15 protein-coding genes are annotated in these 20,164 nt (G+C 52.1%); 6 read left to right on the top strand and 9 right to left on the bottom strand.

Features of this window, described 5'->3' with window-relative positions; all coding sequences use genetic code 11:
- Position 1: 1 nt before the first annotated feature.
- The 3 genes from cydD to MKY92_RS28690 are packed head-to-tail and all read right to left on the bottom strand — an operon-like array spanning position 2 to position 4,341.
- Positions 2-1,924 (bottom strand): thiol reductant ABC exporter subunit CydD, encoded by a 1,923-nt coding sequence (gene cydD, locus MKY92_RS28680; RefSeq protein ID WP_339298455.1) that lies wholly within the window; start codon positions 1,922-1,924, stop codon positions 2-4.
- A gap of 1 nt (position 1,925) precedes the next feature.
- Positions 1,926-2,981 (bottom strand): cytochrome d ubiquinol oxidase subunit II, encoded by a 1,056-nt coding sequence (cydB, locus tag MKY92_RS28685; protein ID WP_339298456.1) that lies wholly within the window; start codon positions 2,979-2,981, stop codon positions 1,926-1,928.
- On the bottom strand, positions 2,926-4,341 hold the full coding sequence (locus MKY92_RS28690) for a cytochrome ubiquinol oxidase subunit I (RefSeq protein WP_339298457.1): 1,416 nt from the start codon (positions 4,339-4,341) through the stop codon (positions 2,926-2,928). The genes cydB and MKY92_RS28690 overlap by 56 nt, the downstream gene beginning before the upstream one ends.
- 383 nt (positions 4,342-4,724) lie before the next feature.
- Here MKY92_RS28690 and MKY92_RS28695 point away from each other — a divergent pair, with 383 nt between their 5' ends.
- From MKY92_RS28695 to MKY92_RS28710, 4 genes are read left to right on the top strand one after another with little or no spacing between them, the layout of a single operon-like run.
- Entirely contained in the window at positions 4,725-6,017 is a 1,293-nt protein-coding gene (locus MKY92_RS28695) for a hypothetical protein (protein ID WP_339298458.1), read from the top strand.
- Positions 6,014-7,009, top strand: coding sequence for a glycosyltransferase (locus tag MKY92_RS28700; RefSeq protein ID WP_339298459.1), 996 nt, complete (start codon positions 6,014-6,016; stop codon positions 7,007-7,009). The genes MKY92_RS28695 and MKY92_RS28700 overlap by 4 nt, the downstream gene beginning before the upstream one ends.
- A 1-nt stretch (position 7,010) precedes the next feature.
- The gene (locus MKY92_RS28705) at positions 7,011-8,552 is read left to right on the top strand and encodes a glycosyltransferase (RefSeq protein ID WP_339298460.1); all 1,542 of its coding nucleotides are present in this window, start codon (positions 7,011-7,013) and stop codon (positions 8,550-8,552) included.
- Entirely contained in the window at positions 8,549-9,220 is a 672-nt protein-coding gene (locus MKY92_RS28710) for a class I SAM-dependent methyltransferase (RefSeq protein WP_339298461.1), read from the top strand. Before MKY92_RS28705 ends, MKY92_RS28710 begins: the two co-directional genes overlap by 4 nt.
- 232 nt (positions 9,221-9,452) lie before the next feature.
- Here MKY92_RS28710 and MKY92_RS28715 read toward each other — a convergent pair whose 3' ends face one another.
- The 5 genes from MKY92_RS28715 to MKY92_RS28735 all read right to left on the bottom strand — a co-directional run bounded on the left by MKY92_RS28715 (position 9,453) and on the right by MKY92_RS28735 (position 17,342).
- A complete protein-coding gene (locus MKY92_RS28715; protein WP_339298462.1) occupies positions 9,453-11,399 on the bottom strand; it encodes a glycosyltransferase in 1,947 nt (648 codons plus the stop codon).
- 111 nt (positions 11,400-11,510) lie between these two features.
- Complete coding sequence (locus tag MKY92_RS28720; RefSeq protein WP_339298463.1) at positions 11,511-13,481, bottom strand: glycosyltransferase; 1,971 nt, start codon at positions 13,479-13,481, stop codon at positions 11,511-11,513.
- Positions 13,438-15,720 carry a tetratricopeptide repeat protein gene (locus MKY92_RS28725; RefSeq protein ID WP_339298464.1) on the bottom strand — a complete coding sequence of 761 codons (2,283 nt, stop codon included), beginning with the start codon at positions 15,718-15,720 and terminating at the stop codon, positions 13,438-13,440. Before MKY92_RS28725 ends, MKY92_RS28720 begins: the two co-directional genes overlap by 44 nt.
- 80 nt (positions 15,721-15,800) lie before the next feature.
- On the bottom strand, positions 15,801-16,799 hold the full coding sequence (locus MKY92_RS28730) for a DUF6385 domain-containing protein (protein ID WP_339298465.1): 999 nt from the start codon (positions 16,797-16,799) through the stop codon (positions 15,801-15,803).
- Between the two features lie 45 nt (positions 16,800-16,844).
- Positions 16,845-17,342, bottom strand: coding sequence for a DUF6385 domain-containing protein (locus MKY92_RS28735; RefSeq protein ID WP_339298466.1), 498 nt, complete (start codon positions 17,340-17,342; stop codon positions 16,845-16,847).
- 198 nt (positions 17,343-17,540) lie between these two features.
- On the opposite strand from MKY92_RS28735, the gene MKY92_RS28740 reads away from it, so the two are divergent.
- Together MKY92_RS28740 and MKY92_RS28745 are read left to right on the top strand one after the other, a co-directional pair.
- Positions 17,541-18,074 carry a hypothetical protein gene (locus MKY92_RS28740; RefSeq protein ID WP_339298467.1) on the top strand — a complete coding sequence of 178 codons (534 nt, stop codon included), beginning with the start codon at positions 17,541-17,543 and terminating at the stop codon, positions 18,072-18,074.
- Positions 18,075-18,104: 30 nt separating this feature from the next.
- Entirely contained in the window at positions 18,105-18,686 is a 582-nt protein-coding gene (locus MKY92_RS28745) for a hypothetical protein (protein WP_339298468.1), read from the top strand.
- A gap of 115 nt (positions 18,687-18,801) precedes the next feature.
- Here the strand turns inward: MKY92_RS28745 and MKY92_RS28750 are convergent, their stop codons facing one another.
- On the bottom strand, positions 18,802-20,133 hold the full coding sequence (locus MKY92_RS28750) for an MFS transporter (protein ID WP_339298469.1): 1,332 nt from the start codon (positions 20,131-20,133) through the stop codon (positions 18,802-18,804).
- Between the last annotated feature and the right edge of the window lie 31 nt (positions 20,134-20,164).

The following is a 20,164-nucleotide window of genomic DNA, read 5'->3' on the forward strand; positions in this document are numbered from 1 at the left end:
TTTATATCGCCTCCATCTGGGCCTGAATCATCTGATAATATACGCCTTGTCGTGCCAGTAACTCCTGATGCGTTCCCGTCTCTGCCACCGTGCCGCCATCCATGACAATAATCCGATCCATATGTGGCATCCAGTGCAGACGATGGGTAGCCAAAAATACAAGTTTACCTTCAAACAGCGGCAGCATCGTCTGTTTCAGTTCATACTCTGTTTCCACATCCAGATGTGCTGTCGGTTCATCAAGCAACAGGATGTTTCGTTGACTAAGCAAAGCTCTTGCCAGCGCCACCCGTTGCTCCTGCCCACCACTGAGCTGTCTGCCCCCAGCGCCAATGGGCTCATGCAGCCCACCGGATAATGAGATCAGAAGCTTGGTTAATCCGGCAGCGCTGACTGCCTTCGCCACTTCTTCATCCGAAGCCTCCGGCATGTAGAAACGAACGTTATCCGCCAGACTTCCGCTGAAAATATACGGATGCTGCGGGATGGCTGCCGTCTGTGTTCGCCAGGATTCAAGCATATCCTGTGTCACAGGATGTCCGTTAGCCAGTACTTGACCCGAAGTGGGCAACTGGAAACCAGCCAATACATCAATCAACGTGGATTTGCCTGCTCCGCTGGCGCCAATAATACCGATTTTGCCAAGACCCGTGATCTGAAATGTGACATCCTTTAGCGAATAAGGACCTTCATCATCATGCCGTACCTGTACATCCGTTAGTGCCAACCTGTTATTCTCATTCCAAGAGAACACCGAGGAAGAGGAAGAAGCAAGCTCAGGAGTAGTAGAAACAGAAGCAGAAGCAGGATCAGGAGCAAAATGCCCCGCAGCCGTTTTATCATTCAACACGACACGTATGGTCGAAGTAGCGGTTTTCCTTTTACCCGAAGATAATGATGGTGTAGATCCTGCTTCATCCTCTGCCGTAACCGCATGCGCAACAACATGGGTATAGGCTTCCTTCTGTTTCTGTTCAGCGGCTCTACCCCGTTCGATCACCTGATTAATGGCCGCTCCGGCTTCCTTACCATCCAATGTGGCATGATAATCAGCGCCAAGCATACGTACAGGCAGGAAATATTCGGGTGCCAGAATCAGTACCGTCAAAGCAGGGCCGAGCAGCATATGCCCCTCCGTCAGACGTAATCCCAGACCAACTGCTACGGAAGCAACGGACAACATTGTGAAGAAGTCGAGGGCAAACGAAGAAAGAAAGGCCATGCGCAAGGTAGACATCGTCGCTTTCCGATACCGCTGACTAACCCGCAGAATGGACCCTTCGTGTGTTTTGCTTTGTCCCAATGTTTTCAGCGTCTCCAGACCACGCAAGGTATCGACAAAATGGTTAGCGAGTGCCTTGTAGGATCTGAATTGTCCGTCTATCTTACGCTGAGCTGCGAGGCCAATCAGAATCATGAACACGATCAGGATTGGGAGTGTCAGCATCAGAATAACCCCGGACATCAGATCCAGCTTGAACACATACAGCAGAATGACGATGGGTGTGAATCCTATGCCCAGCATGCGAGGAATGAATAGTTCGAGATACGTCTTGTATTGTGCTGTTCCCTCACGTGCCAGTGTAACCAGATGTCCTGTGCCCTCCGTCTTGGCATAACGCGGTCCAAGTCTGAACCACTGCTCCACCATCTGTCTGCGCAGATCAGTCCCTGTCTTCTCCGCATATCGTGAAGTCACGAGTTGTAACCAGAAGGATAGGGCGTAGCGGGCGGCAAAAGAAGCCAGGAACAACAGCAGTACCGGGTACTGCTCCGTTACAGATGAACCTTCAAACAATGCCGTGATGGCCTGTGCCAGCCATTTGGCTTGCATAATGATCGTCATCGCCTGCAACAGTACCAGCGCGGATGCCAGCGCCAGTACAGGCCGGATGCCCGGCAGCTTCAGCAGCCCCCGTCCCATATCAGTACTCCAGGTGGTGCTGCTCGTTCAGGCGTTTGCGGAAGATATAATAACTCCAGATCTGATAGCCGAGGACAAACGGCAGCAATGTGCAAGCTACAATGGTCATTACTTTCAATGAATAAGCACCCGATGCGGCATTGTATACAGTCAGGTCATACGCCGCTCCAAAGGAACTCACCATCACTCTTGGGAACAAACCGATAAATACCGAGGCAAAGGCAATGGCAATCACTGCCCCTGTCATACCAAAAGCCCAGCCTTCACGCTTCTGACGAACAAAGTAGGCCGCAAGTGCAAGCGAAACTGCGCCAAGTACAACCATGATCCAAAGAGCCCAGCCGCGTACGGCGAACACATCGGTCATGAAATACGTCATTAACGCGTAAACAGCGAGTAGTGCAGCCAGCGGCAGCATCAATATTTGTGCTGTCTTCAAGGCACGCTCTCTGAGATCACCTACTGTCCGTAGTGAGGCAAACAGCAATCCATGCACCAGACATAACAGGGTTACGCTCAAGCCGCCAATTACGGTGTACGGATTAACAATATCGAGGAATCCTGCACGCAATTGCATCTCCCCATCAATGGGCAGACCTTTCATCAACGTGGCAAAGACCACGCCGAACAGGAAAGGCAAGAGCGCGCTGGAGACCACAATGATGATGTCCCACGTTCTGCGCCAGCGCTGCTGTTTCATTTTACTGCGGAATTCGAAAGCAACTCCGCGACCAATCAAGGCGAGCAACACCACTACAAGTGGCAGGTAAAAACCACTAAACAACGTCGCATACCAGTGCGGGAAGGCGGCAAACATCGCGCCCCCCGCCGTAATCAGCCATACTTCGTTACCATCCCAGAACGGACCAATCGAGTTGATCAGGGTCCGGCGTTCACGGTCTGTTTTGGCAATAATGCCTGTGGACATCCCCACACCAAAATCAAAACCTTCCAAAAAGAAGAAACCGACAAACAATACGGCAATCAGCAGAAACCACAACTCACTTAGTGACAACGGAATAACCTCCATCCACGCCGAACGGATCGGCCGATTCATCGTGATCTTCCGGCTTCTCGACCGCAAATGGTCCTGCCTTGATCTCACGTACGAACAGGTATACCATCACGATTCCGAGAACCTTATACGCAGCGGTAAAAGCGATGGTCGAGAACAGGATCATGCCTGCGGATACGTTTGGTGAAACCCCGGCTTCGGTAGTCATATAACCAAATACCGTCCATGGCTGTCTTCCAACCTCGGTCATGATCCAACCTGACGTATTGGCGATAAACGGCAAAGATATGGCAAATACCATCAGACGCATAAACCAATTTCCAGCGACCTCCAGCTTCTTACGCATGGCCAGAAACGTACCGTATAGCGCCAGTGCAATCATCAATCCACCGGCTGCAATCATAATTCGGAAACTCCAGAACGTTGTCCGTACCGGCGGGATGTAGTCCCCCGGTCCATACGTCTGCTCATACTCGGCCTGAAGCTCCTTCATGCCTTTGACACTACCGGAGAACTTGCTGTAAGACAGGTAACTGAGTAATCCGGGGATTTTGATCTCACCCGTGTTCTCCTGTTTATCCGGATCGATAAAGGCGACCACCGTCCATGGGGCCGGATCTTCTGTCGTTGTCCATGTGCCCTCACTGGCTGCCATCTTCATCGGCTGTGTCTCCACCAGATATTGCGCCTGGAAGTGCCCCGAGAAAGCGACACCGATTGAAGAAACCAGAGCGATAATGATCGCAATATTAAACGATTTGCGGAAGATCTCCACATCCTGCTTTTTCATCAATTTGTAGGCACTAATACCCGTTACAACGAAGGCCCCTGTCATCAATGCCCCAAAGATTGTATGTGGGAACTCAACGAGAAGCTGACCATTTGTGATGAGTGCAAAGAAATCATTCATCTCGGCTCGGCCGTTGTTAATCTCAAACCCGACAGGATGCTGCATAAATGAATTAGCTGCCAGAATCCACAGCGCGGACAGGAATGTGCCGACAAATACCAGCCAGATGCAAGCCAGATGCACTTTTTTGGACAAACGATCCCATCCAAATATCCACAAACCAATAAATGTAGACTCCATAAAAAACGCGAGTAACGCTTCAATAGCCAGTGGCGCACCGAACACGTCCCCCACGAACCGAGAGTACTCAGACCAGTTCATGCCAAACTGGAACTCTTGCAAAATACCTGTGACTACCCCGACGGCAAAGTTAATCAAGAACAGCTTGCCCCAGAACTTGGCCATCGTTTTGTAGATCTCCTTACCCTTAACAACGTACAACGTCTCCATGATCGCAACCAACAGTACAAGACCGATGGATAGCGGCACAAAAAAGAAATGGAAAATCGTTGTAAGTGCATATTGGATACGCGATAACATAATCGGATCCATACCGTTACCCCTTCTTTCTGTTCACTTCGCAGTATGCGTATTTGGCATTGAAGCTGCACCTTCGCTGTCTGTCCGCCAAATACGTTGATGAACGTATTGTGCCAGATTACCTATTTTCTACATGTGAGAATTATCACAATCTTCGTCTCTAGCGCAAAAAAAAGTGATCCTGGTCACATAAAAGATAAAATTCAGCCTATTATCACAGCTTGCCAACTGCATCTATTCATGGAAGATACTCATGTTTGGGACGGAATGCCCATATGTTAGTCTCAGGCATATCATGCGAAGTACCGTGAGGGCTTTACATATGAAGTGAAAACATGAAGTACATGCAGAGTGAATGACGCACCATATTACAGTCAAGGTGAGGTGAACGATTCATGGAAAAACCTGCGCCATTACCAGGTGAAGACTCCGAAGTCAGCCTGGATAAGGCCAGTACAACACAGTCCCCGGTCCGATATGTTCTCTTCCCTTGCAAAGGGGGCTGGTCATCCTTTCCCTATCCCGATATTGCTGCACTGCTGTCGATCGAGGGAGAGGTCTACTACGTCAGCAGCCTGACGCAAACAGAAGATGTACCTCCAGTCATTACCGTCATCTCCCTCCCTGAAGCCGAGCAGCTATTGCTGAAACCTCGCACCGTAGCCGTAGTCGCCCATCCCTACTGGCTAATAGCTACGGCTTCGCTGGAGCCTGAGCTATGTATTGCCCTGCTCCCTGAGCCTGCTGGAAACGAAGCAGAATCTCCGCTATGGGAGAGCAGTATTTCCAAACTGGTCGGCATCGCCGATCTGGTCGGCACATCCTCCGAAACACGTTATATGAAGCTGCTTTTCCAAGGCGTACGTGCCATCTGGCTGGGCGGCGAAGACCCTGCACCTGCGGGGACGATGCAAAAAGATGATCTCGAAGTCCCTCTCCGGGACTACGAACTGTTCTTCCTGCATGCGCTGCGGCAGATCCTGTCAGGCACTCCGGATAGCGTCACCCTGCTTCAATGCAGTGTACGTGCCGACTTCTACCGACAGCTCCGAGCCAAAGCAGGTGCACATGAGACGATATCCTTTTTGCTGGCAGCCTATGAGTACTTGCTTGAAGATCCGCGGGCCGTCCATTCGTTGCAAGAGTCCTTCACCCATGCGGTCATGAATGGTCGCAGTGATTGTGTAATCTCCCATTATCGATTCCTGTCTGCCATTCATGCCCGGGCCGGACAGTTGGAGGACGCCCTGCGGGTGTACGGAATTAGTGCAGCAGATGAACAAGAACGGCATCATTATGAACAGTTATGTCGCTGGCTGGAGGCGGGAGAAGATCAGCTTGTACGAGCGGAACTACTGCGTATGAACGATGATTACGGGAATGCCCTGCGTATCCTGGACGAACTTGGCGGAGAAACCGCGAGACATTGGAAATTCCGCATCTTCCATGAGACTGGACGTGTGGAAGAGGCACTGGCTCTGGTGCATGCAGTCGATATTCAGAATGATGCCAGTCGCCTGGATTATCAGCAATTATCCGGCAGTGCGCTGGCACTGCGAGGGGAACGACACGGGGCAGTCCGACATTTCCTTGAGACAGCACTGGAGGATGAAGATGCGCTGGCCCGGATTGTCGAGCTGGAGCTGTTGGATCTTGCTGTACAGCAATTGCTTGGGGAGGTGCCATGATGCTGGACCCGAAGAAGCGTAGACAACAGTTGAATGGGCCAATGGTGCACAGGGATATCCGAACCGAACCCACTTACACGCCAACCGAAACAGCTGATCGAACACATACAGACGCATTGGAAAATGGAGATCACACGCCGGATCATGCGCAACCAACGCAGGACACCCGAAGCCAAGTGCATCACTGGGGCGACACACAAGGTCAGGAAGAACAGAATGCTGCTATAACACAAGAGGAAACAAGTGTATTCAAAGAGCCCTTCTCCATTCGTCGGGTTCGCAAAAGCAAAGGCAACAAGCTCACCGCCATGCTCCAGGTTCGCAATGAGCGTGGCCGATACCTGGAAGAAGTATTGCATGATCTGAGTGAGTTCGTGGATGAGATCGTGATTGTGGACGATGCCAGCACAGACGGAACCCCGGACATATGCAAAGCCTATCCAAAGGTAGTCCGTCTGGAGGTATTGGAGAAACCGCTGTTCGCCGAGGAATGGCGGCTTCGCAACACCTTATGGCAAGCGGCGGCGGGAACACGTCCCGACTGGTTGCTCTCCGTTGATGCGGATGAGCTGTACAGCTCAGAGGCCAAGAAAGCCATACGCACTCTGATTAATCAGGAGTATGCAGACTGGTTTGCATTCCGTTTCTACGACATGTGGGGTGGCCGGACCCACTACCGGGAAGATGATCTCTGGTGTCTGCATAAGCGGCATACCGCTTCACTTGTACGTTATATGCCTGGATATCCTTATTTTTATCCACAACAGAATCATCATGTTCCCCGTCTTCCCTTGTCCTGCACTGTATTGCCTGGAGTCAGCACGGAATTGAAGGTTCAGCATCTCGGTTGGGCAGGCAGTCTGGAGGACCGGGTTCGTAAATATTTGCGTTACAAACGTATTGATCCTAGCGGTGAGTGGGGTAATCTCGCACATTACGAGTCTATTCTCGATCCGGAACCTCGGCTGATTCCCTGGAAGGAGGGACCGTGAGATGGGCGTGGTGAGTATTCTGACACATAGTTTCACCGACGGGTACAACCGGGAATTCGGTCGTGTATTTGGTGGTGGACTGGAGCGATATATTCTGGATCTGTGCAGTGTCATCCGAGGACTCGGGCATATTCCCGAGGTTCATCAGCTGTCCTATTTTGAAGCATTCCAGACTCGGACGGAGCAGATTGACGTATTTGGTTATTCGTACGACATGGATAATGTACCGGAAGCCTTTGACCGGATGGCAGCAGCAGCGCGCGGCCCAGTGATCTATGCCAGCTGTCTGTGGCAACCCATCACCTACAAACCCGGCAGTCTTGGCATCTGTCACGGCATTAACTGGGATCGTCCCGGACTGCCACTGGAGACCAAACAACAAGTCGCGGAACATATTCAACTGGCTCTGGATGGACTCGTGCGCATTGTATCCGTGGATTCCCATTTCCAGACTTTTTGCCGGGCTGCGTGCACCTATACCGATCCAAGGCAGGTTGTCCTGATTCCCAATGCAGTGGATACATCCTATTTCACACCAGCCCCGCCAACGCGGACCTTCGAGCAGAAACAGGAAGACGAATGGCTTGTCGCATGGAAGAATGATCTGGCGAGTCATGAAGAAAATGTTGGTGCAGTTATATCAGGAGTGCAAGCTGTAGAAGGCAAGGATGGAACGAGTGGTGCTGGAGCGAACAGTGGTAAGGCTAACAGAGATGGAGGTGGAGATACAAATAGCGATCAAGAACGAGAGGGGAAGGAGACGGTAGATTTCCATTTACAGTTATCGAAACTGGAAGAAGTCGAGGCAGATGGCGAAACGTATAGGTTTGCTCATAACCACCGGAATTCAACGGATTGGGCTACGGAGATTCTAGTAGAAGCAGATGCTGAGTATCAGGTTAATGTCCCCATTCAGGGACAGGTTGAAAAGAAAACTGTGGATGCCCGTATAACCTCTCCCCGTCCAATTCGCATTATCTATCCACGCCGCATCAGCATGGAACGGGGTATTATTCCAATGATGCTGGCGGCAGATAAACTTCTTGGAGCCTTTCCGGATCTGGAGATTGAATTTGCCGGGGAACTGGTCGAAGGCAGTACGGTCGGGAGAGTCTTTCGTTACTGGCATCGTACTCATCCACATGCGGAGCGAATTAACCAGCGCACGTATGATTTCCGTGATATTCGAGAGGCCTACCATCAGGCAGATATCGCCGTAATTCCAACCGTGTTCTCGGAAGGCACCTCCTATGCCTGTCTGGAAGCGATGAGCTGTGGACTTCCGGTAATTGCCTCCAATGTTGGCGGATTGAATGATCTGATTCAGGATGGTTTTAATGGGCTGCTGGTACCTCCTGGTGAGCAGGAACTAACCGCTGCACTGGTACGTCTTGTACAGGATCGGGCCGAGCGAGAACGACTGGGAATCTATGCGCGCGAGACTGCACTGTCCTATGATCTTGCCAGGTGGCGGAGCCGTTGGAGCACGGTGTTGGAATCTTTTTTGGCAGAGACAGGATTGAAGGAGGGAATTCGGGGATGATGGATATGCCTAAGGCAACGGAATTCATGGAATCAAGATACATTCGGCAAAGTGATCCTAAAACGGACACGTTGGTCTTCCCGCTGCATCCGGCATGGTGGAGCCGTCCCTACGAATATGAATGGGCCCGGCGGTTTGCACGTCCAGATGATGTGGTCCTTGATGCAGCCTGCGGCATCTCCCATCCGTTCAAATTCTGGCTCGCCGAACACTGCCGCGAGGTTCACGTATGTGACTGGGATGAACGTATTTTGTCTGAAGAGGCGATAAGACTGGATATCGTTTCTGATTTTGGTGAGCAAGCGGCCCAGGATCTGCCGGAATCAACTCTCGTCCGATTGCACCGTGCAAAGGCTAATCTGGCCCAACTTCCGTACGAGTCGGGTAAGTTTGATCGGGTGTTCTGTATCTCTGTACTGGAACATCTGGATACGGGCACGATGCTGCGGGCGTTTCGAGAATTCGCCCGGGTGCTGAAACCAAACGGACAGTTAATCGCTACCTTCGATGTGCCCGAAATGCGGCCGGATCTGCTGGAAACGATTATGGCTGTCACCGGATTAACCATTGAAGATAAACTGAATGTGGTAGAGCCGGACGATGCCATCTGGTCTGACATGTACGGCACGCCGATCCGCTGTTTTCGAGCAGTGATATGCAAAGGTTGAGACTAATTGGGTTGTGTTGAGTTAAGTGCAGAGTGGAAAATTGAGGGCTTGAGGGCTCGGCCCATTAGCAACGGAACAATACACGGTTCGGGCAATGTTCCGATTACCTGTAGCTCCGTTGCTTTTGCACTTTCAATCGGATGGTCTAGTGCGGGAATATATGGGGATGGAGGTTGGGGACTAGAGACTAGAAATCAGTGATTAGTGATTAGTGATTAGTGATTAAAGGAAATTATAGGTGTACCAGTAACATGTTGCACTGGTTGGTGTATTCATCAGCAGAGGCTGCGCCGGGTGCTGTCAGGCGCAGTAGAGTTTGCAGGCCCGGCGGGATTGTCGTCGCCGGGCGACCTGTGGCGGCAGGTTGCCGCGCAGTGAGTTGGGCCGATTCGGCCCATTCACGCGCCAGGTTCTGCCGCCCGGCGAGCAGCGCGAGCGTGCCCGCGAGGAGCGCGTGAGCGGTGCGCTCCGGGGCGGGCACTTCGTCCGCGTGGGGCTGCTGCGCGCCGTCAGGCGTGCCGCATAGCGCAAGCAGCCCTTCGCGGACGCTCGCGGGTGCGCGTAGCAGCCCGCAGCGTGCCGCAGGCGGAAGCGCTGCGAGCAACGCCAGCGCCCCGCGGGGCGGCAGGGCTTGCAGCAGGCGCAGCCATGCGGCCCAGGCGCCTACGCCGGCGAGCGCTTGCGCAGCAGCGAGCACGTCGCCAGGCGCAGGCGCGGCCGGGCCGCCGGGCGTTGCGCCGCGGAGCGGGCTGCCGCTGCTGCACGCCAGGCCGCTGCGGCGAGCCGCCGCTCGGGCGTTGCGCCCGCCGGGCTGCTTGCGGCCCAGCGCCCACAGCGCCAGGGCCGCCTCTGGCCCGTGCTGCGCATGCGCCGCCCAGGGCTGCAAAGCCGCCCGAGCCGCGGCGTCCTCGCCCAGCTGGGCCAGCGCAAGCCCGGCGGCCAGCGGCTGTGCCCGCAGCGGGCCAGCAAGCACCGCCGCATGGCGCAGAAGCCACTCCGGCCGATGCGCGGCAACCGCGGCCGGGATCAACGCTTGCCATGCCGCAGGCGGCAAGCTTACCCGGGCGGCTGCGCTGGCAATGGCATGCGGCCGCCCTGTGGCTGCGGCCAACAACAACAGCCGCTGCCATGCAGGCAAGCTGCCAGGTTGCATGCCCAGCGCCGCTATGTACGCGGTTTCTGCCTCTGCCCAGCGGCCAGCCCGCTCATATGCCATGCCTTCCAGCGTCAGGCTACGATAGGTCCCAGCACCAGAGACTGATGTATACCTGCTGGCTGTGGAAGCAGCTGATTTAGCCTGTTTTAACCAATTCAAGGCCGCGTCATCTCTCCCTTGATCCAGTTCAAGTACAGCACCAAGCTCCAACAAGTCCGGAAAATCCTCATACACGTGCGCCCATGCTTCCACGACAGCAAGCGCCCGTTCCGGGCTGCCAATCTCTCGCCATGCGTAAGCCGATTTCAGCACCAGATCCGAGTGATATCCACACTCCGGCGTAAGCTGTGCCAATAATGGCTGCAACAACCGTAGTGCTTCATCATACTTCGCTAGCTGAAACCATTCGGCAGCCAGAGCATATAACAACTCCGGTTGGTTTCCCTCCTGATTCAACGCAGAGCGAATCAACTGCATGTTCCGTGCTCCTTTATTTTTGGCGGTAATCACCTGCTCCAGATATCCATAATGAATCACTTCAAGTCCAGAATGAAGCACACCTTGCGGAGCCAGTGCCATAATGGAAGAAGCAATCTCTTCATGAATTCTGCCCTGAAAAGCAATTCGGGGATCATTTCGGAACAATCGACATACCGCATCCGTTACACGCTCTTCACCAGACACACCCAGCAGACTTGTGACCTGTATCCAGTATCCCCACACGTCATCCCTACTTGCTACTAACAACCGCATGAGTTCTGTCTTCATCTGAGGGGTCTGTACCCATACCTCATCCGCATCAAGCACCAGAATCCACGGTTTCGTAGCAGCGGCCAGTGACAGATTACGGGCTTCACTGAAATCTCCGTTCCATTCCGTACGAATTACAACGGCCCCATGGAGACGCGCCATTTCGATGGTATTATCCACCGATCCGGTATCCACAATGATGATCTCATCCACAACATCCCTGACTGCATTCAAGCACCGCTGGAGTGACCCAGCTTCATCCTTCACAATCATGCACAAACTAATCTCTATGCCCAATTCATCACCACCCCTCACCAACGGAGTTCAAGCCCCACCCACTAGCCCGCTGAATTAAGTTGAACTCCCGGACCTGCCTGATCCCTCTCAGCTCTCAAACCCGTTCGCTCCCGGCAACTCCAGCCGAATATGCTGAACGACAGGCCAACAACGGTGCCGCTGTCCATCTGCATGCTGAGCGAACACCTCCAGATGATGATCCGCAGCACTGACCAATCCTTTCACCAGCCAGCTTGTTCCCGTCAGGGTATCCGAAGCCCCAAGGAACGACTCCATTTCATTCACCTTCCCTTTTTCCTTTTTCCCTTCCATCTCTTTCTCCTTCTCTCCCACTCGAACGCTCTGTCCCACCGATAATCCTTCTCCCGCCAATTGCTGTCGACATATCTGAATCAGGCTATGCAGCTCTTTCCATCTCCCTGACTGTACACATCCTTCCATCATCAGTCCAAGGGCCTGCCAGCCATCATACTCTGCTCCTGCAACCGTTCCGTCCATACCGGAGTCCGTGTCCTTCTTCTGTGTCGCTTTCAGACCAGCAATTCGCCCTGTCTGCACAGCAGGTTCCTCATTCGTTACTGCTCCTAGCTGCGAACCACGCTTCAACCACAAGGTCAATGGATCATCTCCGTTGATTTCCTTCCCCTCGATCCACTCCAAACGTTCGAGCCATCGGGCAGACGAGATCGCGAGCAGCCCTTTTTTTCGCTGCACAGGTTCCAGTTTCAGACGCGCCTTATTCCATCTTCCCTGTTGGATTTGGAGCATCGCCTCCGCCACAGATAAACGCTCCCTCATCTCTGCAGAAGGTCGTGAGGATACACCCGATAACAAGTGCAAAGCCGCATCATAACAACGAGATTGCTCCAGAATGCCCAATACTTTATGTGTAGCCTCTTCCGAACTGAGTGCAAAGCGCTCCCTCACCAGCTCTGGAATCTGATGTTCCTGCCCGGAAACTCGCATAATTCGGAATATCCGATAGAGTGGCGGTAACAGACTCGATTTGGCACGCACCGCCTCGACGTAAGCATCCACCGCACCCTCCAGATCTGCCCTTCCTTCCAGCAATCGCCCTAACGTAAACCACGTCTGGTAAGTGCCGATGCCTTCTTCCGTATGATATATGGGCGGAGGTGGCCCCAAGCGAATAGCTTCACGGAGCGAATACTCTGCCCGATCTACATCGCCCAATGCGTCTGCACACACCCCGCGATGGTGCATCAGATCCGTGTACTCTGGAAAGAGTTCAAGCGCAGCGTCGATTCGATCCAATGCCTCCTGCCAGCGATTCAGATGCTGGAGACAACGAACTTCATATTTGAACAGCAAATGCGCGTAACTGGTCACCACAGGATCAATCCTCATCCGAGCCACACCAAACGTCTTCAAGGCCCGCTCCGCTTCCCCCACACGCAGATACTCGACGCCCAGATTATAGTGATGGAACGGCTGATCCGGTTCTTCCTCCACTGCCTGTTGCAGCAGGCGAACATTGCGGTTCACCTTATCTTTACGTTCCACAATCGCCGTCTGATACCCATAATGATGGATGACCATGTCCGTCACATGAAAAGCAGCCTCTGGATTCCCACGACAGATCGCCGCCGCAATCTGCTCATGAATTCGACCTTCGAACCGATGCTCCGGGGCATTACGAAAGAGACGCAAAACCGGATTCACGGTAACCCCCTGCTGACCCGAGCCTGTATAGTTATGAATGTTTAAAAACAATCCGTCACATCCGCTGACCGTCGTCCAGCTCCTGATCTGCTCCCGCGCAGCCCTATCGAGCGCCTCGTCCGCATCAAGAAAGAGAATCCAGTCGCCGGAAGCTCGCTCCAGGCCAGCATTCCGTGCTGCGGCAAAATCTTCGCACCACTCAAATCGAACAACCACCGCGCCATGTTGCTGCGCAATCTCCGCGCTGCGGTCCGACGAACCGGTGTCCACTACAATAATTTCGTCCACCGCTCCCTGGACACTGGCAAGACAATGAGGCAGCAACTCTTCCTCATCCTTCACGATCATGCATAGGGAAATTCGTTCCGCTCGCATGCTGATTCCTCCTTTCCTTTGCATGGAAAAGGGTACGCCACGGGATGCCACCGGTCGTTTGCAGCCTTTGTTCCAGTGCGGTATGTTGTGCAGCGAGTTCTCCTGAAGACGGAGAACGAACCAATTCCTGCCGAATTGCCTCCATTGCCAATTGTAAGTAACATACCGCTGTTCCAACTCGAGCCTGCCACATAGCAGGCTCCCGCTCCAGAGCCTGCTCAAACAGAGAGAGCGCTTGATCATTGTGGCCTTTGGTATACAGCGTTTCACCCAGCCAGAATAACCCTTCGGCATCCAGCTCACTCTCGGTCATGCACTGAATCAGGATGTTTGCGGCTACCATGGTGTACCCATGACAATATAGCAGGCTTGCCAACTCCCGCCGTACCGTTACGGATGTTCCCCGATGCTCACGCATCATGATTGCCCGCAGCTCATGCAGTTGCTCTGCAAGCGTAAGCTGCCCTGTCTTTATGGCCTGCTGCACAATTTTCTCTGCCACCAGCTGTGCCTGCCAACCCCATTGTAGAAGCTTCTGTTCTCCTGACTCAGGTTCCATGTAGCGTGGCTCTTTGGGCAACTGATGCAGCAAACGGTCCATGACCTTCCATACATCCTTTTCCTCTGGATACGCAGTTGCGAAGAATGTCTCGGTTAATCGTAATCCATTGGCCCAACAAGCCAGTGCCCAATTCATTCTGTGTTCTGCCTGTATGCTAACCCCATTCATACCCTCAGCTTCCCAGTGTTCTTCCACCAGTTGCAAGGCATCCGAAACCCTGTTCGCACATAACAACCAATGTATTCGATCTGCTACATGGATACGAGCACTACGCGTAATGGAATCCAGCATATTCAATGACTGCCCATATGCCCCGCAGCCTGCGAGAACATGAATCACATGCACCAGATGATCCTCATTCGTCACGGCGTATGGATGGGACAATTCACCACGAACCAAGTCACCGTGCCCTGACTCTCCGATCTCTCTGCATCTGGCGAGTAATGTTTCTGCTATGTTCTCATCCGTTTCTCCGGACTGTTGCAGCACATCTGCCAACCCCATCCATGCCGGAGCATACACAGACATACTATCCAGAGCCAGCCCGTACAGATGTGCGGACTCATTCAGGAAGCCCCGTTTCTGTGCAAGTCTGGCCATGGCGGTATACGCTCTGTAACTGTCAGAACCCGCTTCCGTTACATATGACGCGTCTAACGTGCTACCGCTATTCCTCTGTCCATCACTATCCAGCGCCACCCGGCAATCGGTCGCTCGCGCATAGGATTGGTATGCACGTTCCTCCAAACCTTGCTGCTCCAACGTCTCCCCATACAACAGGTGCAGATCAGCATAAGATGGGTAACGATGCCTTTCCACAGCCAGAAGTGAATGCGCCTCTTCATATCGTTCCAATCCCACAAGGACTTTCCCATAATCTCTAACCAGTGTAGGACGATATGGCGCGTGCAACTCTGTCAGGCGTAATGATTCACTGAACGCTTCAATTGCCTGTTCAATCTGACCAAGCTGGCAATAGGTCACGCCCAGATTATACAGTTGAAAGGGCTGTTTCGGATCATCCTGTAATTCACGCTTAATCAGCTTCAAATTACGTCTTGGCTTATGCTCCTGAGCAATCGCGGAAGCCAGATACCCATCATGAATGAGACATAGTGGAGCAAGCGGTTCATTCTCAACCAACAAATGTTCTTCATCTATACAGTTCTCGCTCTTATCCATATCGCCAGCCTCATACCGGACAGGCTCGCATGGGCCACTACGAATCAATTGCTCATGAATACGCCCCTTGTATCGATATCCCTGATGAGCACGGAACAGTCTCACTGGCTGAGAGATAACGCTCTCTTCTACCCCTTCTCCGTATCGGTTCTCTATAGTTATACGCAATCTTGTAATGCTTTTATGGACTTTAGGCAAATAATTCAGTAGTTCTTCCAACCCCTGCGTAACATACTCATCGGCATCTAGACACAGGACCCATTCGGTGCTCGATAAAGGTAAACTGATATTCCGCGCATGTGCAAAGTCATCCTCCCAACGGGCATGCAGCACCGTTGCTCCGTATGATCTGGCGATCTCGGCTGTACAGTCGGACGAGCCTGTATCGGTGATATAGCATTCCGTGCCGATATGCTTCAAGCTGTCGAGACAGCGGGGCAGGTGATGTTCTTCATTTTGCACAATCATATGGATTCCAAGTAAACGGTTCTGCAAATGTAACCACCTCCAATACAAAAAAAAGTACATGAAGTCCACCAAAGGAACTCCATGTACCTATATGACAAATAAATGGGTTATGTGCCTTGTCCATTGAAGAACACATCAATCGTGCTTGGTGCACCGATTAGGCTGGAGCGGTAGGAAAGACGCGTGTATTTGAGAAAACGCTGCGGTACCAATACATCGACTGACCCGGACAAAATGCCTGTTACCGTCGTTACATCCGTGTACCAGTTCGTTCCGTTGGCACTGATCTCAACCAGAGCATCCACCCGGTTTACACCTGGCCCCCGGTTATATACAAAGAAAGAATACGTGCCAAATACACTGGTCGTAACCGCTGGAAGCGCGGTGAAGGTGTTTGCTGTAGGTGTGCTTATGATCTGTGACTCCTGAAAACTCTTTTGTGAAATGGACGTCACACTGCTAAGTGTCCCCGCGGTAATTGTAGCGCCAAGCACGCTGGTGATCGTACCATTCAGCAGGTTTGTCAACGTCCCTGCAGTTACAGTTGCGCCAAGTACGCTTGTAATAGTTCCGTTCAGCAGGTTCGTCAATGTACCAGCAGTTACGGTTGCGCCAAGTACACTGGTAATGGTTCCGTTCAATAAGTTCGTCAGTGTTCCTGCTGTTATTGTCGCTCCGAGCACACTGGTGATTGTACCATTCAGTAAGTTCGTTAGTGTTCCTGCTGTTACGGTTGCGCCGAGCACACTGGTGATCGTTCCCGCCGTGATCGTTGCTCCCAATACACTTGTGATCGTACCATTTAGCAAGTTCGTTAATGTTCCCGCTGTAACTGTGGCTCCAAGCACACTGTTGATCGTACCTGCTGTGATCGTCGCTCCAAGTACACTCGTGATGGTTCCGTTCAGAATGTTGGTAATAGTTCCGGCGTTAATTGTAACCGTGGTCAGACCTGAGATGTTACTGATCGTTCCGTCCAAAATAATACCAACCACGTTCCCGCTCGTATCGGTTCTGACAGGCTGGGCTGTGCCTGTACTATCTTGACCAAAAATCAACGTTCTCAGATTATCCGGATTCGTATTAAACGTTGTAAAGTTAGGCATGTGCCTCGTCCTCCTCCCTGGTCAAATCTGTGAGATCATACTCCCTTATGGCATACGCTGCGCCTGAAAGTAAACATCGAGCCGGGTCGGTTGATCCGGTTCAACGGATTGAATTGCAAGCCGGGTATAACGCAAAAATCGCAATGGAACCAGCGCTTTGGTCTGGCCTCCCGCGACCACCTCCTGGCTGTCCACAGCATAATCCACGGCATTGGGGCTGATCTGGATCTGTACAAGAGCCGGATGTTTTCCCCGATTCACAACGCCATAGGTATACATGCTGAGTGATGAGGTGTCTTGTGCCGGGAGTGAATCCATGCTGCTACTGGTTTCGGCTCCGACATACGTATGCTCTGTAAAACAATGAATAGCACCAGGGAGTTTCGTACGTGAGGAAGCACCCTGCTTGAACCGGGGACGAGTAATCCGGGAACAAGGGGGTTTCAGCAATTTAGCGCGGCAGGAATGACGGGAGCGGCGGCGACTGACATATTTAGTTGGTTGCTTCGTTCTCTTCTTGCTTTGCTTTGCTGTTCGACTCATCTCGATTTCCCCTTAAAAAATGTGCTTACGCATCGTATGCCCGGATTGGATATACGGGCACGGCAACCGCCGTTATTTTGGAATTTGCAGTCAGTTCCCAAACGCTTTCTCTTGTTCTTACATACACTGAAAGTAATGAGGACATGCGAAACAAATGGTATCGTGAAGACATTTCAACCTGCTCAGAGGGGGGACAAGATGACAAATTCTAATGTATTCAACCAGTCTAATGGGCCCCTGTTCACTCAACTGACCAACAGCTATGCAGCCCCGGGGATTGAGGCTTCGGTAAATACCGGTGCGGCTGCGGCAGGCAGTTTTTTTGCCCTGACGACAAACAATATATCAATTCCTTCCAGCCAAAACCTACTTCTTCAAATCCTGAATGCGACTGGAAGTGGCAGAACAGTACGTATTGCCAGCCTTTCGGGAGGTACAACTGCTGCAGCTACACTGCTCGTTTATTCTGGCGGCACAGTGACCGTAGGAACTACACCTGTACCCGTCAATACGTTGCTTGGCAACACCAACACCAGCATCGTGACCACCAGGCAAAATACCGGCACTCTTGGGGGTACGTTCACAGCCTTGCTCAGCGTACCTCTTACTGCGGGAATGTATTCTTTGGATTTAAACGGTTCCATTGTTGTTCCGCCTGGACAATCACTATCCATTAGTTTAGGAACTGGCAGTCAGACTGCCGCCATTAATCTCTTCTGGTGGGAATTCTGAGCATGATCCTGATAAAAGGAGGTGCACACTGTGCCAAACAATAATGTATTTAATCCATTAAATCTGCCCATCTATACGTCCAACACCAACACGTATATTTCTCCTGGCATTGTTGCTCCTCCGGAGAATAATGCTGGCAGTACAGGCAATCTGTACAATGCAGGTTCCACCAACTCCACAACACTGGGATTGCTCGGAGGAACGGTTATCGCCACCGTACAATTGGCCAATCCAGCAGGGAGTGGGAAAACCCTATACGTATCACGGCTCTCTGGTGGAATTACGGTCTCACTCAATCTGTTATCTTCCTTCAGCGGTTCCATGAGTCTAACTGCGAATGGAACGCTAAGCTCTCCCAGCACACTAACATCGGTGAACAGCAATCTTTCCAGCAGCAATACCAGCGTAGCCATCGTACGATTCTCTGCTGCTGCGCCTTCAGGAGCGACCCCATTGATGGCTATGCCCCTTCAAGCAGGGCCGTTTCTGTCCAATGAATATGGCCGCTACGTGGTTCCTCCGGGTCAAGCCATTAATCTCTCTGTCAGCGGATCACTTTCGGTTGGAGGACTGATGGCCTCCACTGCTTATTTTGCTTGGTGGGAAGTATGATTGTTCAACGATGTATTACAAAGGCAATGTGCGTAAACATCCGCCTTCGGATGAGTACCGAAAGCGGATGTTCTTTATATTGTAGATGGATGATTACATGTCCAGGCAAAGGCTATCAGGCCGATTCCTGTGGAATGATCTCTTTTGCTTCAGACACGAGAGGTTGATTCCCCTCCCACAAGATGCGTTGCAGTAGTATACCGGCAAGACCAATTACCAGCGTAGCGAGACCGATATATTGAAAGGTGGGGCTCGGCCCCGCAACTCGAATGAGCGCTCCACCTGCAAGTGGAGCTACAACCAGTACAACACTGGACAGTGAATTTTGAATGCCAAAGACGCGCCCTACATAGGCAGGAGGGGTTTCCTTTTGCAGCAAATAATTCAGAGTTACCATAAAGAGCCCATTACCCAGCCCAATGCAGAGACCCCAGATAATGATCCAAATTTCTGGTGTTTGTGGGCCGATCCACCCCAGTGCAGCGATTCCGGCACCCACGAACAGATATCCTCCACCCAGTCCCCACCCATACCCAATTCTCGGCAAGCGATTTAACAACAAAATGATGATGACTGCCCCTGCTCCTGCCGACGATCCCAACCAGCCGAGCAGTGATTCATTACCTGGCTTGATCTCCCGAAACAGGGTCGTAAACTGATAATCAATCATGAGAATGGCCATGAGTCCAAAACAGCCGAACAGAATCGTACTCAGCACGGTGCGACTGCTCTGAATAAAAAGCCAACCTTGCTTCCACTGGGAGAACAAGGATTCAGTTCCATCCTTTTCACTAGCAGCACTTCCGTCTGATTCTACGGACTCTGACTTCTCCACCAAACGCCGCAAGGGCCATAATACTGTGCCTGACAACAGGCGGGTAAAGGCATTAATGACAATACAGATTTGTGGTGAAAAGAAGGCCAAAATGACTGCACCCAGAAGTGGACCCGCCACTTTCGAACACTGGCTCACAAAGCCGTTAAGAGACGATGCCTGAAACAGATGCTCCTCTGCCACCACCTGACGGGTTAACGCCTGCTGAGCCGGAACATGGAACACTCCCATCATGGCACGCAGGGCGAGCAGTGGAAGCAACCATGCCGGGCTTGGTGCGAATAAAATAGCAACGGTTAATCCCACGGTGATTACATCACACAGGATCATGATTTTCACTTTGTGCAGTCGATCAGCCAGAGCACCTGCAAAGGAGCCAAGCAGTATACCCGGGACAGCCATACATACAGGAATAAGTGCAATGATCAGTGGATCGGCTCCCCAGCGGTAGGCCACCATCACCTGGATGGCAAGTGCATCGAACCAATCTCCAAACGTAGCCAGCGAGTATGCGATAAACATGCGGACAAACCGGAGGTTAGTCCATAAGCTTTTGGAAGATTGCGCAGATGAGGCGGGCGATTCGGTGGATTCAGTTGAAATGACGGTCATACATGTACTTCCTCCCTTGATTACAGCCGTT

This window comes from Paenibacillus sp. FSL R5-0623 (assembly GCF_037974265.1).
Classification (GTDB): Bacteria; Bacillota; Bacilli; order Paenibacillales; family Paenibacillaceae; genus Paenibacillus.

Excerpts from the sequence above, each read along its gene's own strand:
- cydD (WP_339298455.1), bottom strand. The coding sequence starts at position 1,924 with ATGGGACGGGGGCTGCTGAAGCTGCCGGGCATCCGGCCTGTACTGGCG.
- cydB (WP_339298456.1), bottom strand. The coding sequence starts at position 2,981 with ATGAATCGGCCGATCCGTTCGGCGTGGATGGAGGTTATTCCGTTGTCA.
- MKY92_RS28690 (WP_339298457.1), bottom strand. The coding sequence starts at position 4,341 with ATGGATCCGATTATGTTATCGCGTATCCAATATGCACTTACAACGATT.
- MKY92_RS28695 (WP_339298458.1), top strand. The coding sequence starts at position 4,725 with ATGGAAAAACCTGCGCCATTACCAGGTGAAGACTCCGAAGTCAGCCTG.
- MKY92_RS28700 (WP_339298459.1), top strand. The coding sequence starts at position 6,014 with ATGATGCTGGACCCGAAGAAGCGTAGACAACAGTTGAATGGGCCAATG.
- MKY92_RS28705 (WP_339298460.1), top strand. The coding sequence starts at position 7,011 with ATGGGCGTGGTGAGTATTCTGACACATAGTTTCACCGACGGGTACAAC.
- MKY92_RS28710 (WP_339298461.1), top strand. The coding sequence starts at position 8,549 with ATGATGGATATGCCTAAGGCAACGGAATTCATGGAATCAAGATACATT.
- MKY92_RS28715 (WP_339298462.1), bottom strand. The coding sequence starts at position 11,399 with ATGATTGTGAAGGATGAAGCTGGGTCACTCCAGCGGTGCTTGAATGCA.
- MKY92_RS28720 (WP_339298463.1), bottom strand. The coding sequence starts at position 13,481 with ATGCGAGCGGAACGAATTTCCCTATGCATGATCGTGAAGGATGAGGAA.
- MKY92_RS28730 (WP_339298465.1), bottom strand. The coding sequence starts at position 16,799 with ATGCCTAACTTTACAACGTTTAATACGAATCCGGATAATCTGAGAACG.
- MKY92_RS28735 (WP_339298466.1), bottom strand. The coding sequence starts at position 17,342 with ATGAGTCGAACAGCAAAGCAAAGCAAGAAGAGAACGAAGCAACCAACT.
- MKY92_RS28740 (WP_339298467.1), top strand. The coding sequence starts at position 17,541 with ATGACAAATTCTAATGTATTCAACCAGTCTAATGGGCCCCTGTTCACT.
- MKY92_RS28750 (WP_339298469.1), bottom strand. The coding sequence starts at position 20,133 with ATGACCGTCATTTCAACTGAATCCACCGAATCGCCCGCCTCATCTGCG.